21 protein-coding genes are annotated in these 20841 nt (G+C 66.7%); 16 read left to right on the top strand and 5 right to left on the bottom strand.

Going from position 1 to position 20841, the window contains the following annotated elements:
* Positions 1 to 3 precede the first annotated feature (3 nt).
* The 16 genes from ccoO to AEB_RS07395 all read left to right on the top strand — a co-directional run bounded on the left by ccoO (position 4) and on the right by AEB_RS07395 (position 13769).
* On the top strand, positions 4 to 750 hold the full coding sequence (gene ccoO, locus AEB_RS07470) for a cytochrome-c oxidase, cbb3-type subunit II (RefSeq protein ID WP_119082620.1): 747 nt from the start codon (positions 4 to 6) through the stop codon (positions 748 to 750).
* Positions 747 to 920, top strand: coding sequence for a cbb3-type cytochrome c oxidase subunit 3 (locus tag AEB_RS07465; RefSeq protein WP_119082619.1), 174 nt, complete (start codon positions 747 to 749; stop codon positions 918 to 920). Before ccoO ends, AEB_RS07465 begins: the two co-directional genes overlap by 4 nt.
* Entirely contained in the window at positions 910 to 1827 is a 918-nt protein-coding gene (ccoP, locus tag AEB_RS07460) for a cytochrome-c oxidase, cbb3-type subunit III (protein ID WP_119082618.1), read from the top strand. Before AEB_RS07465 ends, ccoP begins: the two co-directional genes overlap by 11 nt.
* A complete protein-coding gene (gene ccoG, locus AEB_RS07455; RefSeq protein WP_119082617.1) occupies positions 1814 to 3271 on the top strand; it encodes a cytochrome c oxidase accessory protein CcoG in 1458 nt (485 codons plus the stop codon). The genes ccoP and ccoG overlap by 14 nt, the downstream gene beginning before the upstream one ends.
* Positions 3268 to 3735 (top strand): FixH family protein, encoded by a 468-nt coding sequence (locus AEB_RS07450; RefSeq protein ID WP_119082616.1) that lies wholly within the window; start codon positions 3268 to 3270, stop codon positions 3733 to 3735. Before ccoG ends, AEB_RS07450 begins: the two co-directional genes overlap by 4 nt.
* Positions 3735 to 5852: a heavy metal translocating P-type ATPase gene (locus AEB_RS07445; protein WP_119082615.1), complete on the top strand. Its 2118-nt coding sequence runs from the start codon at positions 3735 to 3737 to the stop codon at positions 5850 to 5852. Before AEB_RS07450 ends, AEB_RS07445 begins: the two co-directional genes overlap by 1 nt.
* The gene (gene ccoS / locus AEB_RS07440; RefSeq protein ID WP_119082614.1) at positions 5849 to 5995 is read left to right on the top strand and encodes a cbb3-type cytochrome oxidase assembly protein CcoS; all 147 of its coding nucleotides are present in this window, start codon (positions 5849 to 5851) and stop codon (positions 5993 to 5995) included. The genes AEB_RS07445 and ccoS overlap by 4 nt, the downstream gene beginning before the upstream one ends.
* Positions 5992 to 6222, top strand: coding sequence for a hypothetical protein (locus tag AEB_RS07435; RefSeq protein ID WP_119082613.1), 231 nt, complete (start codon positions 5992 to 5994; stop codon positions 6220 to 6222). Before ccoS ends, AEB_RS07435 begins: the two co-directional genes overlap by 4 nt.
* A gap of 102 nt (positions 6223 to 6324) precedes the next feature.
* Complete coding sequence (locus AEB_RS07430) at positions 6325 to 7017, top strand: PepSY-associated TM helix domain-containing protein (RefSeq protein WP_197714487.1); 693 nt, start codon at positions 6325 to 6327, stop codon at positions 7015 to 7017.
* A gap of 14 nt (positions 7018 to 7031) precedes the next feature.
* On the top strand, positions 7032 to 7565 hold the full coding sequence (locus AEB_RS07425; RefSeq protein WP_119082612.1) for a DUF2271 domain-containing protein: 534 nt from the start codon (positions 7032 to 7034) through the stop codon (positions 7563 to 7565).
* A 26-nt stretch (positions 7566 to 7591) separates the two neighbouring features.
* Positions 7592 to 8398: a DUF4198 domain-containing protein gene (locus tag AEB_RS07420; RefSeq protein ID WP_119082611.1), complete on the top strand. Its 807-nt coding sequence runs from the start codon at positions 7592 to 7594 to the stop codon at positions 8396 to 8398.
* Positions 8395 to 9408 carry an FAD:protein FMN transferase gene (locus AEB_RS07415; protein ID WP_119082610.1) on the top strand — a complete coding sequence of 338 codons (1014 nt, stop codon included), beginning with the start codon at positions 8395 to 8397 and terminating at the stop codon, positions 9406 to 9408. Before AEB_RS07420 ends, AEB_RS07415 begins: the two co-directional genes overlap by 4 nt.
* A gap of 10 nt (positions 9409 to 9418) precedes the next feature.
* Positions 9419 to 10099 carry a Fe2+-dependent dioxygenase gene (locus AEB_RS07410; RefSeq protein WP_119082609.1) on the top strand — a complete coding sequence of 227 codons (681 nt, stop codon included), beginning with the start codon at positions 9419 to 9421 and terminating at the stop codon, positions 10097 to 10099.
* 135 nt (positions 10100 to 10234) lie between these two features.
* Entirely contained in the window at positions 10235 to 12430 is a 2196-nt protein-coding gene (locus AEB_RS07405; protein ID WP_119082608.1) for a TonB-dependent receptor, read from the top strand.
* A gap of 70 nt (positions 12431 to 12500) precedes the next feature.
* On the top strand, positions 12501 to 13301 hold the full coding sequence (locus AEB_RS18390; RefSeq protein WP_145985276.1) for an energy transducer TonB: 801 nt from the start codon (positions 12501 to 12503) through the stop codon (positions 13299 to 13301).
* 75 nt (positions 13302 to 13376) lie between these two features.
* Positions 13377 to 13769: a VOC family protein gene (locus tag AEB_RS07395; protein WP_119082606.1), complete on the top strand. Its 393-nt coding sequence runs from the start codon at positions 13377 to 13379 to the stop codon at positions 13767 to 13769.
* Between the two features lie 42 nt (positions 13770 to 13811).
* On the opposite strand, the gene AEB_RS07390 is transcribed toward AEB_RS07395, so the two are convergent.
* The 5 genes from AEB_RS07390 to egtB form a co-directional block, all read right to left on the bottom strand.
* Positions 13812 to 16205 carry a TonB-dependent receptor gene (locus AEB_RS07390; protein ID WP_119082605.1) on the bottom strand — a complete coding sequence of 798 codons (2394 nt, stop codon included), beginning with the start codon at positions 16203 to 16205 and terminating at the stop codon, positions 13812 to 13814.
* Positions 16206 to 16338: 133 nt separating this feature from the next.
* Positions 16339 to 17010 carry a retropepsin-like aspartic protease family protein gene (locus AEB_RS07385; protein ID WP_119084524.1) on the bottom strand — a complete coding sequence of 224 codons (672 nt, stop codon included), beginning with the start codon at positions 17008 to 17010 and terminating at the stop codon, positions 16339 to 16341.
* Positions 17011 to 17054: 44 nt separating this feature from the next.
* The gene (locus tag AEB_RS07380) at positions 17055 to 17990 is read right to left on the bottom strand and encodes a DUF5996 family protein (RefSeq protein WP_119082604.1); all 936 of its coding nucleotides are present in this window, start codon (positions 17988 to 17990) and stop codon (positions 17055 to 17057) included.
* Complete coding sequence (gene egtD / locus AEB_RS07375) at positions 17987 to 18970, bottom strand: L-histidine N(alpha)-methyltransferase (protein WP_442858052.1); 984 nt, start codon at positions 18968 to 18970, stop codon at positions 17987 to 17989. Before egtD ends, AEB_RS07380 begins: the two co-directional genes overlap by 4 nt.
* Entirely contained in the window at positions 18970 to 20190 is a 1221-nt protein-coding gene (egtB, locus tag AEB_RS07370; RefSeq protein ID WP_231958954.1) for an ergothioneine biosynthesis protein EgtB, read from the bottom strand. The genes egtD and egtB overlap by 1 nt, the downstream gene beginning before the upstream one ends.
* Positions 20191 to 20841: the final 651 nt, after the last annotated feature.

The following is a 20841-nucleotide window of genomic DNA, read 5'->3' as shown; positions in this document are numbered from 1 at the left end:
CCAGTGAGCATTACCGAACAACACAAGAAGCTCGAACGGAACGTGACGCTGCTCGGCGTCGGCGCGCTGATCACGGTCGCCATCGGCGGCATCGTGGAAATCGCGCCGCTGTTCTGGATCGACAACACGATCGAGAAGGTGGAGGGCGTGCGCCCCTACACCCCGCTGGAGCAGGCCGGGCGCGACATCTATGTGCGCGAGGGCTGCTACGTCTGCCACAGCCAGATGATCCGCCCCTTCCGTGACGAGGTGGAACGCTATGGCCATTACAGCCTGGCGGCCGAAAGCATGTATGACCACCCGTTCCAGTGGGGCTCCAAGCGCACCGGGCCGGACCTTGCCCGCGTGGGCGGGCGCTATTCGGACAGCTGGCACGTCCAGCACCTGAAGAACCCGCAGAGCGTGGTGCCGGAAAGCGTCATGCCGCAATATGGCTTCCTGGCCGAAACCGATCTTCAGATCGGCGATCCGGAGGCCAATCTGCGCGCGCTGCGGATGGTGGGCGTCCCCTACACCGATCGCGATCTGGAAATGGCCAAGGCCGACATGCTCGCCCAGGGCAATCCCGATGCCGATGCGGGCGATCTGGAGGAACGCTATCCCAAGGCGCAGGTCCGCGATTTCGACGGCGATCCGCGACGGCTGACGGAGATGGATGCGCTGATCGCCTATCTGCAGATGCTGGGCACGCTGGTGGATGTGGATAGCGCCGCCGCGCAGGAAGATCTGGCCATGGAGACAGGCCGGTGAGCGACCATTCCACCTATGAAGCGCTCCGCCATCTGGCGGACAGCTGGGGGCTGCTGACCATGCTGGTGGTCTTCGTCGGCCTCTCGCTCTGGCCCTTCCGGCCCGGCGCCCGCCGGCACAACCACGATGCCGCCAATCTGATCTTCAAGGACGAGAACGATGGCCAATAAGCACATCGACGAAGCGACCGGCGTCGAAACCGTCGGCCATGAATGGGACGGTATCGAGGAGCTGAACAATCCGCTGCCGCGCTGGTGGATCTGGAGCTTCTACGCCACGATCGTGTTCGCGATCGGATATTGCATCGCCTATCCCGCCTGGCCGCTGGTGGACCGGGCGACCGCGGGCGTTCTCGGCTGGACCAGCCGCGGGCAGCTGGCGAAGGAGATGGCGGTGGAAGACCAGCGCCGCGCGGGCACGCTGGCGCAGCTGGCGATCCTGCCGATCGGCAAGATCCAGGGCAATGAGCAGCTGATGCGCGCGGCGGTGGCCGGCGGCCGGGCGGCGTTCAAGGTCAATTGCGTCCAGTGCCACGGTGCGGGGGCCGCCGGATCGCCCGGCTATCCCAATCTGAACGATGACGACTGGCTGTGGGGCGGCGATCTCAACACGATTGAGACTACGCTGCTGCACGGCATCCGCCAGCCGGGCGACGACGAGACGCGCAATTCCATCATGCCCGCCTTTGGCGACGGCTTCCTCACGCCGCAGCAGATCGGCGCGCTGGCTGACCATGTGCTGAGCCTCTCCGGCAAGGCGAAGGACAATCCCGCCGGCGCCAAGCTGTTCGAGGAAAACTGCGCTGTCTGCCATGGTTCCGACGGCAAGGGCCTGCGCCAGTTCGGCGCGCCGAATCTGGCCGATGCGATCTGGCTCTATGGCGGAACGCGCGAGGACGTGATCCGGCAGATCACCCAGCCGCGCATGGGCGTGATGCCGGCGTGGTCGGGCCGCCTCGACCCGGCGACCATCAAGATGCTGGCCGCCTATGTTCATTCGCTCGGGGGGGGCGAAGACTTCCAGGAGGCCGTCGAAACCGAGGGCCAGACGAAGGCCGACCCCAATGAGCAACCTTGAACCGGTGACCGCGCCGGGAGCGGCGCGGCTCTATGAGAAGCGCAAGCCCGTCCACCCCCAGAAGGTGGACGGGCCCTTCCGCCGCTTCAAATGGCTGGTGATGGTGGTTGCCCTCTCCATTTACTACGGCACCCCCTGGATCCGCTGGGACCGTGGCCCCTATGCGCCCGATCAGGCGGTGCTGGTCGATCTCGCCAACCGCCGCTTCTATATGTTCGGCATCGAGATCTGGCCGCAGGAATTCTACTTCGTCGCCGGGCTGCTGATCATGGCCGGCATCGGCCTGTTCCTGGTGACCAGCGCCGTGGGGCGCGCATGGTGCGGCTACAGCTGCCCGCAGACTGTGTGGACCGACCTGTTCCAGCATGTGGACCGGCTGGTGGACGGCGATCGCAATGCGCAGATGCGGCTGGAGCGCGCGCCCTGGGGGCCGAAGAAGATCGCCCATCGCGCGGTGAAATGGTCCATCTATCTGGCCATCAGCTTCTGGACCGGCGGCGCGTGGATCATGTATTTCGCCGATGCCCCCACGCTGACGCAGGAGTTCTGGAGCGGGCAGGCGGCGCCGGTGGCCTATGCCACCGTGGCGGTGCTGACCGCGACGACCTTCATCCTCGGCGGCTTCATGCGGGAACAGGTGTGCATCTACATGTGCCCCTGGCCGCGGATCCAGGGCGCCATGGTGGACGAGAAATCCCTGATCGTCACCTACAAGCACTGGCGCGGGGAACCGCGCGGCAGCGTGAAGAAGGCGGAAAAGAACCCCGGCGCCTTCGGGGACTGCGTGGATTGCAACCAGTGCGTGGCCGTGTGCCCCACCGGCTATGACATCCGCAAGGGGCCGGACATCGCCTGCATCACCTGCGCGCTGTGCATCGATGTCTGCGACCGCGTGATGCGCGAAGTCGGCCGCCCGCGCGGGCTGATCGACTATGCCACACTGGAAGATTGCGAGCGGGAACAGGCCGGGGAGCCGGCGCGGCCGGCATGGAAGGCGCTGCTGCATCCGCGCACGATCATCTATTTCTCCATCTGGGCCGCGATCGGCCTGGGGCTGCTCTTCGCGCTCGGCGTACGCAGCCACACGGATATTTCCGTGGCGCCGGATCGCAACCCGCCCTTCATGCTGATGAGCGACGGCAGCGTGCGCAACGCCTACACGGTGAAGCTGCGCAACATGGAAAGCCGCCCGCGCGACATGCGCGTGGCGATCGAGGGACTGCCCGGTGCGGAAATGTGGACCGACGAGATCGCCCGCGCCGATGCCGCCCGCGTCCTCACCATGCCGGTGCCCGCCGATGCCACCAAGCCGCTGCGGCTGTATGTCATCGCACCTGCCGGCACCGCGTCGCAGGACTTCGCCTTCACGGTGACGTCGCTGGACGAGCAGGCGGAAATGGACACCAGCGAGACCTATTTCGAAACTCCGGGAGGCGAACAATGACCGCGCAGGGCACACAGCGGGCAGCGCGCCCCTTCACCGGCTGGCACATGACCGGCATCCTGGTGGCCTTCTTCGGCGTGGTCATGCTGGTGAACTTCACCATGGCGCGCTTCGCCAGCTCCACCTTCGGCGGCATCGTGGTGGAGAATTCCTACGTCGCCAGCCAGCACTTCAACGGCTGGCTGGAACAGGCAGAGGCGCAGAAAAAGCTCGGCTGGGACGTGGTGACAACCTGGCGGCCGGACGGCAGACTGGTGGTACAGGTGTCCAGGGCACCCGCCGGGCTGACGGTGCGGGGCGATGCGCGCCACCCGCTCGGCCGCCTGCCCGATCACCTCCTAGAATTCACCGCCATCGGCGGTGGCCGCTATCTTTCCGATGGCGTGCTGCCCGCCGAACGGTGGACGCTGCGGCTCGACATAACCGACGGCACGCATGACTGGCGCCGGCAGGAGACCCTGTAATGACTGCCCTGCCCCGCTCCGCCAGCCCCCTCGAAACCACGGTGGTGGCCGTGCCGGGCATGCATTGCGCCGGCTGCATGAGCAAGGTCGAGCGCGGGCTGAAGGCGCTTCCCGGCATTGCCGATGCGCGCGTCAACCTGTCCTCGCGCATGGTCACGGTCAGCCACGGGCCGGAGGTGGATAGCCACGACCTCGTGGCCGCTCTCGCCGAGATCGGCTTCGAAGCGCAGGCACGGCGCGAGGCGACCACGCGGCCCTATTCCGCAGTCCGCCCGCTGCTGGCTCCGCTGGCGGTCGCGGCCTTCGCTGCGATGAATGTGATGCTGCTTTCGGTCAGCGTCTGGGCCGGGGCCGAAGGCTCCACCCGATCGCTGTTCCACTGGATCTCCGCGCTGATCGCCATTCCGGCCATCGCCTATGCCGGGCAGCCCTTCTTCCGCTCGGCATGGAAGGCACTGCGCCACGGCACGACGAATATGGACGTGCCGATCTCCATCGGCGTGCTGATCGCCACCGGCCTCAGCCTCTATGAAACCATGCTGGGCGGGGCGGATGCGTGGTTCGACGGCGCGCTGATGCTGCTCACCTTCCTGCTCGCCGGCCGGGTGATGGACGCGATGATGCGCGATCGCGCCCGGCGCGGCGTGGATGCGCTGCTCAGCCAGGCGGCGCAGGGCGCCATGGTGGTGGGGACAGACGGCAGCCTCTCCTGGCAGGAGGCCGATGCCCTGTTGCCCGGAATGATCATGCGCGTCGCCGCCGGCGAGCGTCTGGCCGCCGATGGGGAGATCCTGCGCGGATCGAGCCGGTTCGACCAGTCCCTGCTCACCGGCGAAAGCGCCCCCGTGGCGGCGCACATGGGCGCCATAGTCATGGCGGGCACGCTCAATCTGGATGCGCCGGTCGATGTGCGCGTAACGCACGCGGGACATGACACCACGCTGGCGGAGATCGCCCGCCTGATGGAAGCGAGCGCACAGAACCGCAGCCGCTATGTGCGGATCGCCGATCGCGCCGCGCGGCTCTATGCCCCGGCGGTGCATACGCTGGCCGCGCTGGCCGTGGTCGGCTGGCTGATCGCGGGTGCCGGGCTTTATCAGGCGCTGGTGATCGGCGTCGCCGTCCTGATCATCACCTGCCCCTGCGCGCTGGGCCTGGCCGTGCCGGTGGCGCAGGTGGTCGCCAGCGGATCGCTGATGCGCGCCGGGATCATGGTGAAGGATGGCTCTGCGCTGGAACGCCTCGCCACGGTGGATCGCGCGCTGCTCGACAAGACCGGCACGCTCACGCTCGGCCGCCCGGTGCCCGATGCGGCGGCGCTCGCGGCGCTTCCTGCGGAGGTCGCGGCGATCGCTCTGGCCCTCGCCTCGCACAGCCGGCACCCGCTTTCGCGGGCGCTGGCGGGTGCTCTCGCGGCGGCAGGCGTCAAGGCGGCCGAACTCCAGTTGGTCGAGGAACGCCCCGGCGAAGGCGTCTTCGCCCGCTGGGGCACGCACCATGTGGCCTTGCGCCGGCCGGACAGCGCCAGCGGCACCGCCGCCACGCTGGAAATCATTGGGGAACCGGTCTGGCTGATCCCCTTCGCCGATCGGCTCAGGCCGGACGCGATAGATGCGCTCGCCGGGCTGCAGCGCCTCGGCGTCAAATGCTCGATCCTCTCGGGCGACAATGCCGCGGCGGTGGCGGATGTGGCGCGGACCACCGGCCTCACCGCCCAGGCCAGCGCGTCGCCTGCCGACAAGCAGGACGCGATCAACCGGCTGCGCAAGGCCGGGCGCCGCGTGCTGATGGTGGGCGACGGGCTCAACGATGGCCCCGCCCTCGCCGCCGCCGATGCTTCCATCGCGCCCGGCACGGCGAGCGAAGTGGGGCTGCAGGCGGCCGATCTGGTGTTCGTGCAGGATTCGCTCCTCGCCCTGCCTCGCTCCGTCCGCGCCGCGCGCGCCACGATGCGGGTGGTGCGGCAGAATTTCGCGCTCGCTATCGCCTATAACGCCTGCGCAGTGCCGCTCGCGCTTGCGGGTCTCGTCACGCCGCTGATCGCGGCGATCGCCATGTCGGCCAGCTCGCTGCTGGTGATCGCCAATTCGCTGCGCCTTGCGCGGGCAGCACGATGACGGGGCTGCTGTTCCTGATCCCGGTGGCGCTGCTGCTCGGCGGGCTCGGCCTCGCCGGGTTCTTCTGGGCGCTGCGTGACGGGCAGTTCGAGGATCCCGACGGCGCCGCCGCCCGCATTCTGATCGAGGAGGAAGAGCGATGACGCTGGACCTTTCGCTGTTCGCGGCCATCGCATTGCTCCCCGCCATGGTCGGGCCGGTGGCGAGCGAGCATGGTGCCGGCGCGCTTAGCCTCTCGCTGTGCCGGGGCGGCGTCGTCTCGCTGCCGCTGCAGGATGGCCCGCCCGCGACGCCCGCCTCCCAACCCTGCTGCGCCAAGGGGTGCCACGGCTCCAGCAGGCGCAAACGCGCGGGCGGCCCGGAAGAGTGACCGCAAGGGAGCACAAAACGCCCTTTTGCCCCCACGACCACTATTGATCTTTATTCTCAATTGCAGCATTGGCCGGAACTTCAGGGATCAGCCGGCAGCGTGATGAAGACCGATTTTGACGAGATACATCCGGCGAAGGCATCGCCGCCGCGGCAGGTGAAGCCGCGCAAGACCGGCATGTCCGCGTTCTGGAAGCGCCAGTTCCATACCTGGCACTGGATGAGCAGCGCGATCTGCCTGGTCGGCATGGTGCTGTTCGCCGTCACCGGCATCACGCTGAACCACGCTGGCGACATCGAAGCGGAGCCAGCCATCGCCACGCGCGAGGCGATCATGCCCGGCAGCGTCCTGCGCACCCTCGAATCCATGCCCACCGCCGCGCCCAGCGGCACGCCCCCCGCGCCCGTGCCAGCCCCGGTGGCGGACTGGCTGGCTGGTGAGTTCGGCATTTCCACCGCCGGGCGGGTGCCCGAATGGAGCGAGCTGGAGCTCTACATCCCCCTGCCCCGCCCCGGCGGTGACGGCTGGGTCGCCGTGGACCGCACCACGGGTGACGTGACCTACGAGAAGACCGACCGCGGCTGGATCGCCTATCTCAACGATCTGCACAAAGGGCGGGACACCGGCACCGCCTGGGCCTGGTTCATCGACATCTTCGCCGTCGCCTGCGTCGTGTTCTGCGTCACCGGCCTGCTGCTGCTGCAGATCCACGCGCGCAAGCGCCGCTCCACCTGGCCGATCGTGGGCGCGGGGGTGGTGATCCCGCTCTTCCTCCTGATCTTCCTCATGCATTGAGCCGCAAAGGACACATGATGCGCAATCCTGCCCTTTTCGCCGCGACCGGCATTGCCGCCAGCGGTGCGCTGGCCGCCCCCGCCCATGCGGGAGAGCTGGCCGTCACGCTGGAAATCCCCCGCCTGCGCGTGGCGGAATATCACAATCCCTATGTCGCCATCTGGATCGAGGACCAGGCCGGCAAGGTCGTGTCCAATCTCGACGTCTGGTACGATGTCGACCTGAAGGGCAAGGACAAGGGCGACAAGTGGCTGTCCGACCTGCGCCTGTGGTGGCGCCGCGCCGGCCGCTCGCTCACCATGCCGGTGAACGGCGTCACCGGCCCCACGCAGGCGCCCGGCCGCTACGATCTCAAGTTCGTCGAAGGCAAAGGCCCGCTGAAGAAGCTGGCGCCCGGCTCTTATAATCTGCGCGTGGAAGCGGCGCGCGAAGTGGGCGGGCGCGAAGTCGTGACCGTTCCCTTCCAGTGGCCGCCCGCCGGCAGCAAGAGCGCCAGCGCCACCGGAAAGACCGAACTCGGCGCCGTGCGCCTCACCATCAAGCCCTGATCCTTTACCCGAGGGGAGATACCGCCATGTTCATCAAGCCCAGCCTCTTCGCCGCCGGCCTCGCGCTCGGCCTCGCCGCATTCATGCCCGGAAAGGCGGAGGCGCATCGCCGCTGGCTGCTGCCGACGATGACGACCTATTCCGGCGACAGTGCCATCGCCAGCGTGGACGCCGCCGCATCGAACGAACTGTTCCTGTTCGAACACAATGCGCTGGGGCTGGACGATCTCACGATCACCGGGCCGGACGGGAAGCCGGTGGATCCCGCGATCATCGGCAAGGGCCGCTATCGCAGCGCCTTCGAAGTGCCGCTGAACGAGCAGGGCACCTACCGCATCGCGGTGGTGATGGACGGGCTTTCCGGCATGTACGAACTCAATGGGCAGCGGCACCGCTTCCGCGGCGGCGCCGATCAGGTGCCCGCCGGCGCCACCAATGTGCGCGTCATGAACAACGCCCAGCGGATCGAGACCTTCGTGACGCTGGGCGCACCGAGCGAGACGGCGCTGGCCCCTACCGGCAAGGGGCTGGAGATGGTCCCTGTGACCCATCCCAACGATCTGCTGGCGGGTGAGCCCGCGCAGATGCGCTTCCTGATGGACGGCAAGCCGGCCGCGAATATGGAGGTGGAGTTCGTGGAAGGCGGCACGCGCTGGCGCGACGATCCCGGTATCAAGACACTGAAAACCGATGCTGACGGCATGGTGACGTTCTCCGCCGACGAACCCGGCATGTATTATATCGAAGCCTCGCAAAGCGGCGGCGAAGCGCAGGGCGACACGCCGGCGCGGCGCGCGTCCTACACCGCCGTGCTGGAATTCATGCGGCTTTGAACGCGCAGTCCGGCCCTTTCGGCGAGACGGGCGAAGTGGCCGAACTGCTGCTTCCGCCCGACATCGCCCCTGACAGCATCCGCCCCGTTCCGGCCGGGCGGATGCTGACCATGGGCGGCGAGACGATGGGCACCGGCTGGCGCCTGTCGGCCGTCGCGCCGAAGGGTTTGGACGAACCACGCATCAGAACCTCGCTGGATGGGGTGTTCCAGGCGGTGATCCGCCAGATGAGCCAGTGGGAGCCGGATTCTGAGCTCAGCCGCTTCAACCGCGGTGCGCCGGGCAGCACGCATCCCATTTCGCCGCAATTCCGCATCGTGCTGGACCAGGCCATGAAGATCGCCCGCATGAGCGACGGGGCCTTCGATCCCGCGCTGGGCGATGCAAGCGAGCTATGGGGCTTCGGCGCCTCCCCCGCCCCGACAGTGCCGCCCGCCGAGAGCGGCGGCAATTCCGCGCCGCGCTGGCAGGCGATCACCTTTTCCGCCGCGCAGGAGCTGTTCCAGCCGGGCGGATTGCGGCTCGACCTTTCGGGTATCGCCAAGGGCTTTGCGGTGGACATGGCGCTGGCGCAATTGCGGCGCAGCGGGGTGGAGAACGCGCTGCTGGAAATCGGCGGCGAACTGGGCGCGATCGGCCTGCGAGAGGACGGGATGCCCTGGTGGGTGGATGTGGAAACGCCTCCCGGCTCCGACGCGCCGCATGCGCGCATTGGGCTGACCGGCTGGTCCGTTGCCACCTCGGGCCATTACCACCGCCGCCGGGAGGCTGGGGGCGAGAGCTGGTCCCACACCTTGGATCCGGAGAGCGGGCGGCCGATCGGGGACCAGATCCTTGCCGTCACCGTGCTCGACCGGCTGTGCATGGCCGCCGATGCCCTGGCGACCGCCATCATGGTACTGGGCCCAGACGCCGGGATGATGTTCGCCGAATGGAACGACATCCCTGCTCGCATCGTCACCGCCGAAGCCACCCACACCACCACTCGCTGGCGCAGCTGGCTGAATTGAGAATAGTGCCATGATGAAGATCGAAAGCGTGATCGACAAGGCCGAGGTCGCCCGTTTCCGCGAGATCATCGACGCCGGCCCGTGGGTGGACGGCAACGAAACCTCCGGCCACCAGTCGCGGCTTGCCAAGCGCAATCGCCAGCTGAAGCAGAATTGCGATGCGGCGGCGGAGGCCGGGCAGATGGTGCTGAACGCCATCGGCCGCACGCCCGAATTCATCGCCGCGGCGCTGCCGCTCAAGGTCTTCCCGCCGCTGTTCAACCGTTACGAAGGCGGCGAAACCTTCGGCAATCACGTCGACAATTCGGTGCGGCAGGTGAAAGGCACGGACTTCCGCATCCGCAGCGATCTGTCCTGCACGCTGTTCCTGGCCGAGCCGGAGGATTACGAGGGCGGCGAACTGGTGGTGGAGGATCTGTTCGGCGAACACCGGGTGAAGCTCGCCGCGGGCGATCTCGTGCTCTATCCCGCATCCAGCCTGCACCGCGTCGAACCGGTCACGCAAGGGGCGCGCGTCGCCAGTTTCTTCTGGCTGCAAAGCATGGTGCGCGACAATGGCGAGCGCGAGCAATTGTATCGGCTGGACCGCACCATCCGCACCCTCAGCGAAGAGCGCGGCGGCACGGATGAAGCGGTTCTGGAGCTTACCAATCTCTATCACAACCTGATGCGCCGCTGGGCCGACGCCTGAGCCACGCCCCCCGGCAACGCGCATAAATCTGCGAGTTTCCCTCCGTACTGCGATTAAGTCTCATTAGAGTTGACTTATTGCGAGCGATTCGTGATAGCGCGCCGCGAAGTCGCAAGGACACTCAGGAGGGTAATAATGAGGAAGACAAGCAAGGCGCGCGGCGCCGCCGGCAGTTTCGTGGCATTGAGCTGCGTCGGCTTTATCGCCAGCGCGCCGGCCATGGCGCAGGACCGGCAGGAGCCGACCCGTCTGGAAGGCGTCACCGTTACTGACGAGGCCGCGACGGAGGAATACAAGGTGCAGGAACTCTCCTCCCCCAAGGCCACCGCGCCCATCCTCGACACCCCGCGCATCGTGAATGTCATCACCGACAAGGTGCTGCAGGATACCGCCTCCTTCACCCTCACCGACGCGCTGCGCACTGTCGCCGGCATCACCCTGGGCGCCGGTGAAGGCGGCGTGGCGAGCGCCGACATCCCCTTCATCCGCGGCGTGGATGCCACTGGCGACGTGTTCGTCGATGGCGTGCGCGATGTCGGCTCGCAGACGCGGGAAAGCTTCGCGCTGGAATCGATCGAAGTGTCCAAGGGCCCGAGCAGCGCCTTCGGCGGCCGCGGCGCTGCGGGCGGCGCGATCAACCTCGTCACCAAGGTGGCACGCCAGGGCAATTTCGGCAGCGTGCAGGTCACGGGCGGCACGTCCGACCTGATCCGCGTGGTCGGCGATGTGAACCAGGAATTGGGCAGTGGCTTCGCCGTGCGCGTGGTCGGCATGTACCACGATTCCAAGGTCGCCGGGCGCGACGAGGTGCATGACGATCGCTGGGGCGTGGCACCCTCGATCAGCTATGGCGCAGGCGGGCCGATCACCGTCTCGCTCGACTATTATCACTACGAAACCGACGCCATGCCCGATTACGGCCTGCCGCTCACCTCGCGCGGCCAGTTGCCCGGCGGTGTGCGCGAACCGGCCGATGTCGATGCGGACAATTTCTACGGCCTGCTGTCGCGCGATTTCCAGAAGACCAAGATCGACGCCGGCACGCTGCAGGTGAAGGCCGCCCTGGGCAGCGGCATCACCCTGTCCAACACCACTCGCTACAGCGACAGCAGCAACAATTATATCGTCACCAACCCGGACGACAGCGCCGGCAATGTCGCCAATGGCTATGTGTGGCGCAACACCAAGAGCCGCAATTCGCAGAGCGATGGCTGGGTGAGCAACACCAATCTCGGCGCCGTTTTCGATACGGGCGCCGCGACGCACAGCCTGGCTGCCGGCTTCGAATTCAACGACATCGACTCGACCAACCGAAACTACACGGTGGCCACCGGCAACTATCGCTTCACCGGTCCGGGCACGGGCTGCAACGACGTGGCGCTGGGCAGTTACAACTGCACCACGCTGGCTAATCCGAACCCCCACGATCCGTGGGCCGGTTCGGTGACGCCGAGCGCCACGCCGTCCAGCGCCAGCGGGCGGGAATACAGCCTCTATCTGTTCGACACGATCAACATCAGCGATCTCTTCGTCCTCAACGGCGGCGTGCGCTGGACGGATTACGAGGCGACGGCGACGGGCGTCAGCGGCGGCACACCCTATGAAGTCTCCAACCGCAGCAAGTTCTGGTCCTATCAGGGCGGCGCCATCGTGAAGCCCACGGAGACCTCCAGCGTCTATATCTCCTATGCCAATTCCAAGACGCCTCCGGGCACAACGATCGGCGAAGGCGCGGAGAATCTCAGCGGCACCAATGATTTCTACGAGCCGAGCCCGATGGAGAACTGGGAAGCCGGCGCCAAGACGGAGCTGTTCCAGGGCAATCTGCTGCTGACCGGCGCGATCTTCCAGATCGACCGCGGCAACATCATCGACCGCGATCCGATGGCCACCAATCCCGAAATCATCCAATCCGCCCGCATCAAGGGTTTCGAACTGGGTGCCAGCGGTCGGGCCGGCCCGGTGTCCATGCTGGTGGGATACACCTATCTCGACAGCGAAGTGCGCGACGGCACGGGCAACGCCCTGCCCCAGACGTCGAAGCACAATGTCGCGGCGACGGTGGATTGGCAGGTCACCCCGCAGTTCGGCATCGGTGGCGGGGCCTATGGCGCGTCGAAGCGCTATGCAGACAGCGCAAATCTCGTGTCTGCGCCCGGATATGTGCGGTTTGACGCCCATGCGAGCTACGACATCAACGAGAACTTCGCGGTGCGGGTGAATGTGAACAACGTGACCGACAAGCGCTACATCGCCAAGCTGCGCAATCCGCACTTCGCCACGCCCGCCGCCGGGCGGCAGGCCTTGGTCACGCTGACCGCGCGTTATTGAGGCTTGTCAATTCGCCCGCGAAGGATAAGGCGCAAATGAAACTGACTTGCAGCATCAAGCATGAGAGCCGATGATGAGAGTCATGCATTTGGATGCCTTCGCGGGCGACAGCTTTGAAGACCAGGCGCCCGCCGGGGGAGGCCGCGATGCGGCCCCTGCGGCGGGCGTTCGCCTGGTTGCGCCTGCACCGCTGGCCGAATCGCGCCGTGCCGGCGGTTCCGCCTATGGCGAGGCCGCCCGCCCCCGCTGGACAGTGTTGGGCGCGATCGTGCTGTTCCATGTGCTGGCGATCGCCGCGCTGGCGACCGCCCGCTACCAGGCCAATCTCAACGAACACCAACAGCGGCTGACCACCTTCTCCGTCACGCCGCCGCCACCCCCTCCCCCGCCATCAGAGCCGCTTCCCGCGGACCCGGTGGTTCAGGCAGCCGCCCCGGTTGTGGCGCCGGCTCCGCCGCTCGAACTCCCGCGTCCGGCGCAGATCGCCGCGGTGCCGGTGGAAATGGCCGCGCGCACCACGGCTGTGGCCCCGCTGGCGGTGGCGCCGCCCGCGCCCCCGGCCGCTCCTGCGCAGGCGGTGTCGGCACCGGTGGTGCCGCCGGATTTCAACGCCGCCCAGCTCAACAATCCCAAGCCCGCCTATCCCTTCCTCTCCAAGCGCGCGCACGAAGAAGGCGTGGTGTGGCTCAAGGTGCTCGTCGGTGCCGATGGCACGGCCAAGCAGGTGCAATTGTCCGAAACCAGCGGGTTCGGCCGGCTTGACGAGGCGGCGGCGAAGACGGTCCGCCGGTGGCGCTTCGTGCCCGCCAGCCAGGCCGGCCAGCCGCGCGAGGCCTGGGTGCTGGTGCCGATCACCTTCGCGCTCGGCTGATTCGCGCCCTGCTCCATCCGCCCAATTGCCTTGCCGCGCCTGCGGGCGCTAGATGGGCCAAAAGGGGAGGATCACATGACAGCGCCGCCTGTTCGCCTGAATTTCTTCAAGCTCAATGTCCCGGCGATTCAGCCTGCGCTTGCCTTCTGGCGGGAGGCCTTCGGCTTTGCCGTGGTCCAGACCTTCGATGAAGACGGCTTTATCGAACATATCATGGCGCTGCCGGGTCAGGAGGCCGGGCCGAACCTGCTGCTGGTGCAAAGCAAGGACGGGCGCGAGGTCAATATCGGCAGCGGCCATGGCCCGGTGGGGCTGGTGTGCGCGGATATTGCCGCCAGCTTTGACCATGCCCTGCAGCACGGCGCGGTGAAGCTGACGGAAATCTTCCCGGTCGGCCCGGTGCAGGTGGCGATGATCGCCAGCCCCGAAGGCCATCAGATCGAGTTGATCGAGTTGCCCGCAGGCTGAGTTGGCCGGGGCGGGCGATTGCGCGCCCGCCCCGGCCCCCGCTCAGAACTCCTTGCGGACCGTCACCGACCATTCGCGCGGCCGGCCCGGATTGCCCGTAACCACGCCGAAGCTGCCGATATTCTCGGCCTTGCCGGTGTAGTAGAACTTGTCGAAGATGTTGGTGACTGCGGCGCTCAGCGACCAGTCGCCCTGCGGGCTGTCATAGGTCAGCCGGCCGTTGAACAGGCTATAGCCGTTGATGAGGTTATAGGGATTGTTGATCGAGTTGTAGTAGAAGTCCGAGCGGTAGGACCAGTCCAGCCGGGGCGTGATGCGCGATCCGCCGGCCATTTCCACCGCATACTGCACGCCGGCGGAGACCTGCCATTTGCTGATGAAGGGCGCGATCATGTCCTTCGTCACCAGCGTCGCGGGGTTGGTGATCTCGGTGTAATCGAAATCGAGATAGCCGATCGATCCGTCGATCTGGAAGCCGTCCACCGGCTCCACGAAGGTTTCGAGCTCGAAGCCGAAGATCTCCGCATCACCCGCGTTGCTGGGCACCGAGCAGGAGAGCACGACGCTGTCCGGGCACTGATAGCGGATCAGCTGGATATCGCTGTAGTCGTTGAGGAAGACGGCACCGTTCAGCCGCATCCGGCGATCGAACAGCTGCGACTTGAAGCCGCCTTCGTAAGTGGTCAGCTTCTCCGGCCCGAAGGTCCGCACCTGATCCGCCGCGGAGGGGCGCGGGTTGATGCCGCCGCCCTTGAAGCCGGTGGAAACCTGCGCATAGACCATCAAATCGTCGGCCAGTTCGTAATTCACGCCGATGCGATAATCCAGGCGGTCACCCGTGAAGGTGCCTTCCAGACCGCTGAGGCCGGCGACGAGGAAATTGGGTGTCAGCGGCACGCCGGACGGCTCCGTCCCGTCGAGGTTGAGCCGCTGATAGTTGTAGGTCTTCTTGTCATCCGTATACCGAAGGCCGCCCACCAGATTGAGCCGATCGGTCAGGTGCACTTCCAGATGGCCGAAGGCCGAAACGCTGCGGTTGGAAACATTGTCGTCCTGATAGAAATCGAACAGCAGCGTGGGGATCTGGTTGCGACCATAAACGCGATCGCTCGCATCGTAATAGAAGCCGCCGACCGTGGCATCGATCAGCCCGTCGCCGAACTGGCCGGACAGCCGCAGCTCCTGCGTGAACTGCGCGTGCTTGAAGGTGAACTGCTGCAACAGGATGGCCAGCGGAGAACCGTCCACATCGATGCCGCTGGTGCCCTTCGCATGGCGATAGCCGGTGATGGAAGTCAGCTTCAGATCGGGCGAAAGTTCGTAATCGATCGTGCCGCTCAAGCCCCAGCTGTCGGCCGTTGCGCGCGGCGGCGCGGAGAAGCCGCCCGGTGTAATCTGCGTGGGGAAGCCGAAGTTCGTCGTGTAATTGCCGCCCGTGCTGTAGGTCGCATAGGTGGTGTAGCTTTCCGGCCCGGTGATGAAGCGGCCATCGAACGGCACGCCGCCCGTGGGATCGGCAGCGTCATAGCTGCGGACCGAGGGATTGCCCGCATAGAGCAGCTTGGTGGCCACGATCTCCGAATTGTCGGTCGCGTAATCGCCGCGCAGGTTGATCTCCAGCGGGGAGTTCTCGGGGGCGTAGCGCAGCGCCAGCCGCACCGCCTGCAGATCGCGTCCGCCTTCGGTGCCCAGCACGCAATCCTCGCCCGCGCCGCCGCTGCGCGGCACGCCGCTGGTCGGGTTCACGCAGCCATAATCGAGCCGCTTCATATAGCCGTCGGAGGTCTTGGAGACGCCGGAGATGCGGGCGAACAGATCCTTCGTCAGCGCGAAGTCGGCGCTGGCGCGGATGTCCAGCCGGTCGAACCGGCCATAGGTGCCCTCCACGAAGCCATCGCCGCTGCCGTCCGGCTTCTCGGTATAGAGCTTGATCGCGCCGCCCACGGAGTTCTTGCCGGCGAGCGTGCCCTGCGGCCCGCGCAGCACCTCCACCCGGTCCAGATCGGTGAGGTCCATCACCGCGCCGAAGGTGGTGCCGTAATAGATATCGTCGATGTAGACGCCAACGCCCGGTTCCAGCGCGAAGCTGGCGTCGGCCTGGCCGATGCCGCGAATGAAGGCGGCAATGGAATTGCCCTGCAGGCCGGTGGCCGGCTCCAGCGCCACGTTGGGCGCGAAATCGCCGAGGTCGGTCACCGAGGTCTGGCCGCGCGCTTCCAGCGTGGCCGCGTCCATGGCGGTGATGGCGATGGGCGTATCCTGCAGGTTCTGTTCGCGGAACTGCGCCGTCACCACGATGGAATTGCCCTGATAGGTGCCGGCGGCAGGCTCCGCAGGTGCGGCTTCATCCTGCGCAAGCGCGGGCATGGCATGGATCAGCGCGACTGCAGCAACCCCCGCTGCGCAGACGGAACTCAGGCGACGATGCGAATACATAGAGCTCTCCCAAACTCACCCCTGACGGGCTTTGGGCGATTGCTACGGTCAGACCCTGCGGCTAGGCAAGCGGAAACTTAACGAACGTTACGATGTCGTAACGATCGTGACGATTAAGCAACGCTCGCCGCTCTCAGGAAACCGGCACCTCTGGCTGTGGGTGGTGAGGCACCAGCACCATCGTATTCCCCTCCACTCGCCAGGATGCCAGCCGGCCGAGGAAGTTCATGCCGATGACATTGGTGGTGCCGAGGCCGGGCGCGATGATGGCATCCAGCCCCCGCGCAGCGATATTGCCGAAACGCAGCTCGTCGATCGCCGTGAGATCCGCCGCCACCGCGCCATTGGCCGTCTGCATCCGCACCGGCAGGCCGCCCGGGCGCGGCTCCAGCCCGGCCTCGGCCGCCGTCTGCGTGGACACCGCGGTCAGCGTGGCGCCGGTATCGACGAGGAAATTGGCCGGATGCCCGTTCACGTCCGCGCGCAGCCAGAAGTGCCCGTCACGCGCCAGGCGGATGCGCGTTTCGCCGCCTTCCACCACCTGTTCCGGCAGGCCGATCTCCGGCACCGCCAGATCGAAGCGCGGGTCCATCCGCGAAACCTGCAGCACCACCAGCAGCAGCACGCCCACCAGCCCCAGCGTGCTGACCATGCGCAGCAGGCGGCCGAGCGCCGGCACATAGCGCATCAGCAGCGCGCCCAAGATGCCCAGCAACATCGCCGCCACCGCCGCAATCAGCAGCCCCGACTGGGGCAGTTCCTGCAGGCTGTGCGAAATTTGATCCCAGACGGGTGCCAGATTCATGCTGGCGATATAGGCGGCCCCGCCTGATTTTTCGATGACCGAAGTCAATCGGCGTGCGGCGGGTGGCCGATGCAGGGCTGCTCCGCCGTCACCAGCCCTTCCGGCCAGTCGAGCAGCTTCGCCGCGGCGGCATAGGTCGATTGCAGGAACTCCTGCAGCACCGTCTCCGGCTCGGCCGCTTCGCTGACGGCGCGATAGGGCAGCAGGAACTCACCCAGCGGCGCATGCCAGAAGGCCTGCGGCGGGCGCAGCGGCTGTTCGCCCAGCCCCGCTGGCACGGGATAGGCATAGGCGTAGAAGGCCGCCTCGTCATAGCCGCCACCGCCGGGCCAGAAGCCCGCGCTGATCACTTCCTGGCTATAGGCCTCCCGCGTCACCGCATCGGGCAGCGCGGGAATGCCCCCGGGATGCTCCGGCGCCGCACGCCCCGAAAAGCGCGTGATCGCCAGATCGAAGCTGCCCCAGAACAGATGGCTGGGCGAGGATTTGCCGCGATAGAGCGAGCGGAAGGCGGTGAAGCAGCGATCTGCCTGCAGTAACGCGCCGTGCAGCCGCCGCGCCGCTTCGCCATTCCATGGGCGCGGCGCATGATCCTGTGCGAAGGGCACAGGATCGGGCGTTTCATTCGGCCCGCCCCATAGCGGCGCTGGCAGGCCGAGGCTGCCGAGCAGCGCGGTCAGTTCCCCATGCACTTCGGCCACGCTCTTGCCCACCACCGGCAGTTCGGCACTGTCGCCATTGTCGCAGGCAAGGCGGATGCGCCCGCGCAGGAAATCGAATTCGGCGGTGAAATGCCGCCCGCCCGCCGGAAGGCTGCGGGTGATCGCCCCGCAGGGGGTCATCCGCAAGGCCACGTGCCAGCCGTGGTTGAGCCAGGGATGCAGCCGCACGGGCAGCTTGCCCAGCAGTTGCAGCAATGCGTGGATCGTCTCGATCGTCGGCCGGTCCACCGCGTAATCGAGGCGCGGCCACCCGCTCACGGTGCGTTGCGCGGCCGGGTTGCACTGGCGAGCACCAGCGAGAAGCGCCCCTCGCTGTCCAGCCACCGCTCCTCCGGCGTCCAGCCGCCCGCCAGCAGCAGCGTATATTGGCTGCGCCGGTCGAACTTATGGCTGTTTTCGGTGTGGATCGTCTCGCCCTTCTCCATGGCGAAGGCGCGGCCGGAGATTTCGAAGGCAATATCCTCCTGCGCCTCCAGGTGCATTTCGATCCGGGCGAAGGTGTCGTTCCAGCGCGCGACATGGCGCAGCTTGTCCACCGGGATCGTGCCCTTCAGCTCGCGGTTCACCCGGCGGGCAAGGTTCAGGTTGAATTCGGCGGTGACGCCCTGCGCATCGTCATAGGCCGCGATCAGCACCTGCGGATCCTTGATCAGATCCATGCCGATCAGCAGCATCGAGCTTTCGCCCAGCGTCTGGCGCATGGATCGCAGCAGATCCACCGCCGTACGGGCCACCATATTGCCGATGGTGGAGCCCGGGAAGAAGCCCAGCTTGGGCAGGTCTTCCACTTCGTCCGGCAGGGTCACCGGCTTCATGAAATCGGCCTCCACCGGATAGACCGGCAGGCCGGGGAACTTGGCCGAAAGGTCGCGCGCCGCCGCGCGCAGGAAATCGCCCGCAATATCCAGTGGCACATAGGCGGCCGGATCGATCGCGCCCAGCAACAGCGGCGTCTTGACCGACGAGCCGGAGCCGAATTCCACCACCGCCCGGCCGGGGCCGATCAGCCGGGCAAAATCCGCCTGCCGATGCTCGAGGATTTGCCGCTCCGACCGGGTGGGATAATATTCCGGCAGGGCCGTGATATCCTCGAACAATTGCGATCCGGCGTCGTCATAGAGCCAGCGCGCCGGGATCGCCTTGGGCCATTGCGACAGGCCTTCCAGCACATCGGCGCGGAAGGCCTTGTCCACCCCGCGCTCATCCAGTTCGACCAGGGCAATGCCGGAAGCAGCCATCAGACGTCCTTCGCCAGACGCAGGCCGGTGAACTGCCAGCGCTGCTGCGGATAGAAGAAATTGCGATAGGAAGCGCGCGAATGGCCGCGCACCGTGGCGCAGCTGGCGCCCTTGAGCACCCACTGCCCGGCCATGAACTTGCCGTTATACTCGCCCACCGCTCCTTCCGCCGGGGCGAAGCGGGGATAGGGAAGATAGGCGGAGCGGGTGAATTGCCAGCAATCGCCGAACAGATCATGCCCGCCGCGCGGCAGCGGCGGCGCTGCGGCGTCCAGCTGGTTGCCGCCTGCGGGATCATGCGCCGGTTCGGCGGACTCGCCCTGCCCGCGCGCCACCGCTTCCCATTCGAATTCGGTCGGCAGGCGCGCGCCCGCCCAGCTGGCGAAGGCATCCGCCTCGTAATAGGAGATGTGCGTCACCGGCGCCGCCGGATCGCGCGCTTCCCAGCCGCAATGGGTGAAGGCCTCATCGCCCCGCCAATAGAGCGGCGCCTCGATCCCGCGGCGCTTCACCCAGGCCCAGCCGTCGGAGAGCCACAGCGCCGCCGTGCGATAGCCGCCGTCGGCGATGAATTCCGCCCATTCGCCATTGGTCACCAGCGTGCTGCGCAGCGCGAAGGGTTCCAGCAGCACGCGATGCGCGGGGCCTTCGTTGTCGAAGGCGAAGCCCTCTTCCTGATGGCCGATACGGGCGATGCCGCCGGGGTGGGCAAGCCATTCCGGCTGGTCGGCCCGCAGCAGCGGCGCACCCGCGTGGCGCCCGCGCCACATGGCGGGGCCGAGCGGGTTCTTACTCAGCGCGTGCTTGATGTCGGTCAGCAGCAATTCCTGATGCTGCTGTTCATGCGCGATGCCGAGTTCGATCAGCCCTGCCAGTGCCGGATCACCCAGCAGCGGCTCCATCGCCGCATCCACATATTCGCGCCAGTCATGCACTTCATCGAGCGAGGGGCGGGAGATCAGCCCGCGCTGGTCACGCGCGATGCGGGCGCCCTCCGCCTCGTAATAGGAATTGAACAGGAAGGGCCAGCGATCCTCATACAGGCGATAGCCTGGCAGGTGATCGCGCAGCAGGAAGGTTTCGAAGAACCAGGTGGTGTGCGCCAGATGCCATTTCGCCGGGGAGGCATCGGGCATGGACTGCACCGTCGCGTCCGCTTCGGACAGGGGCTCGGCCAGCGCGGTGCTGAGCCGGCGAGTGGCGGCGAAACGCTGCGCCAATGTAGGCTTGGCTGCATCGTCCGCGCCGTGGCGGGCCTGCTGAGAAGCGATAGCGCGTGTCCTCCCTTGCCGTCCTGATATGGCGAACGGTCGTGACAGCTTAAAGCGCAATCGAAAAAGATGTTCCCTTTTGAAGGGAACCACGGCGCCCTGCCGCCGGACTGGATTCCCGCCTTCGCGGGAATGACGAGGGTGAGGGTGAGTTCGGCATCGCCCAGTCCTCAATCAATTAGTTTCGTCATTCCCGCGCAGGCGGGAATCCAGTCCGGCGTCGGCAGCTCACGCGCGTCATCCCCGCCTGCGCGGGGATGACGACGGTGGTGGGAAATGCCCGCCCCTTCCGCATGTCCTACACCCCACCGCTTCGCTACGCCGACGGAGCTCTTTCCACCGTGAATTCCGGCCTCAGGCGCAGCGAAGGCACGCCCTCATGCGGGCCCAGCTTTTCCGCCAATGAACCCTGTTCCACGGCGTTCCAAGCGTTGCTGCGCGATGAATTGAGTGGAGCGGGAAAGCGGGCGTGGCGAGGGCCGCGCTGGATTCCCGCCTGCGCGGGAATGACGAAAAGGGGGGTATTCCCGCTGCGGGGGAATAACCAAGCAGGGGGCAGCGGGCCACTCCCCCCGCTCGTCCTGAGCCTGTCGAAGGACG

It is taken from the genome of Altererythrobacter sp. B11 (assembly GCF_003569745.1).
Taxonomy (GTDB): Bacteria; Pseudomonadota; Alphaproteobacteria; order Sphingomonadales; family Sphingomonadaceae; genus Croceibacterium_C.
This window is presented reverse-complemented; position numbering and strand designations above follow the sequence as displayed.

Excerpts from the sequence above, each read along its gene's own strand:
- ccoP (WP_119082618.1), top strand. The coding sequence starts at position 910 with ATGGCCAATAAGCACATCGACGAAGCGACCGGCGTCGAAACCGTCGGC.
- ccoG (WP_119082617.1), top strand. The coding sequence starts at position 1,814 with ATGAGCAACCTTGAACCGGTGACCGCGCCGGGAGCGGCGCGGCTCTAT.
- AEB_RS07450 (WP_119082616.1), top strand. The coding sequence starts at position 3,268 with ATGACCGCGCAGGGCACACAGCGGGCAGCGCGCCCCTTCACCGGCTGG.
- AEB_RS07445 (WP_119082615.1), top strand. The coding sequence starts at position 3,735 with ATGACTGCCCTGCCCCGCTCCGCCAGCCCCCTCGAAACCACGGTGGTG.
- ccoS (WP_119082614.1), top strand. The coding sequence starts at position 5,849 with ATGACGGGGCTGCTGTTCCTGATCCCGGTGGCGCTGCTGCTCGGCGGG.
- AEB_RS07435 (WP_119082613.1), top strand. The coding sequence starts at position 5,992 with ATGACGCTGGACCTTTCGCTGTTCGCGGCCATCGCATTGCTCCCCGCC.
- AEB_RS07430 (WP_197714487.1), top strand. The coding sequence starts at position 6,325 with ATGAAGACCGATTTTGACGAGATACATCCGGCGAAGGCATCGCCGCCG.
- AEB_RS07425 (WP_119082612.1), top strand. The coding sequence starts at position 7,032 with ATGATGCGCAATCCTGCCCTTTTCGCCGCGACCGGCATTGCCGCCAGC.
- AEB_RS07420 (WP_119082611.1), top strand. The coding sequence starts at position 7,592 with ATGTTCATCAAGCCCAGCCTCTTCGCCGCCGGCCTCGCGCTCGGCCTC.
- AEB_RS07410 (WP_119082609.1), top strand. The coding sequence starts at position 9,419 with ATGATGAAGATCGAAAGCGTGATCGACAAGGCCGAGGTCGCCCGTTTC.
- AEB_RS07405 (WP_119082608.1), top strand. The coding sequence starts at position 10,235 with ATGAGGAAGACAAGCAAGGCGCGCGGCGCCGCCGGCAGTTTCGTGGCA.
- AEB_RS18390 (WP_145985276.1), top strand. The coding sequence starts at position 12,501 with ATGATGAGAGTCATGCATTTGGATGCCTTCGCGGGCGACAGCTTTGAA.
- AEB_RS07395 (WP_119082606.1), top strand. The coding sequence starts at position 13,377 with ATGACAGCGCCGCCTGTTCGCCTGAATTTCTTCAAGCTCAATGTCCCG.
- AEB_RS07390 (WP_119082605.1), bottom strand. The coding sequence starts at position 16,205 with ATGTATTCGCATCGTCGCCTGAGTTCCGTCTGCGCAGCGGGGGTTGCT.
- AEB_RS07385 (WP_119084524.1), bottom strand. The coding sequence starts at position 17,010 with ATGAATCTGGCACCCGTCTGGGATCAAATTTCGCACAGCCTGCAGGAA.
- egtD (WP_442858052.1), bottom strand. The coding sequence starts at position 18,970 with ATGGCTGCTTCCGGCATTGCCCTGGTCGAACTGGATGAGCGCGGGGTG.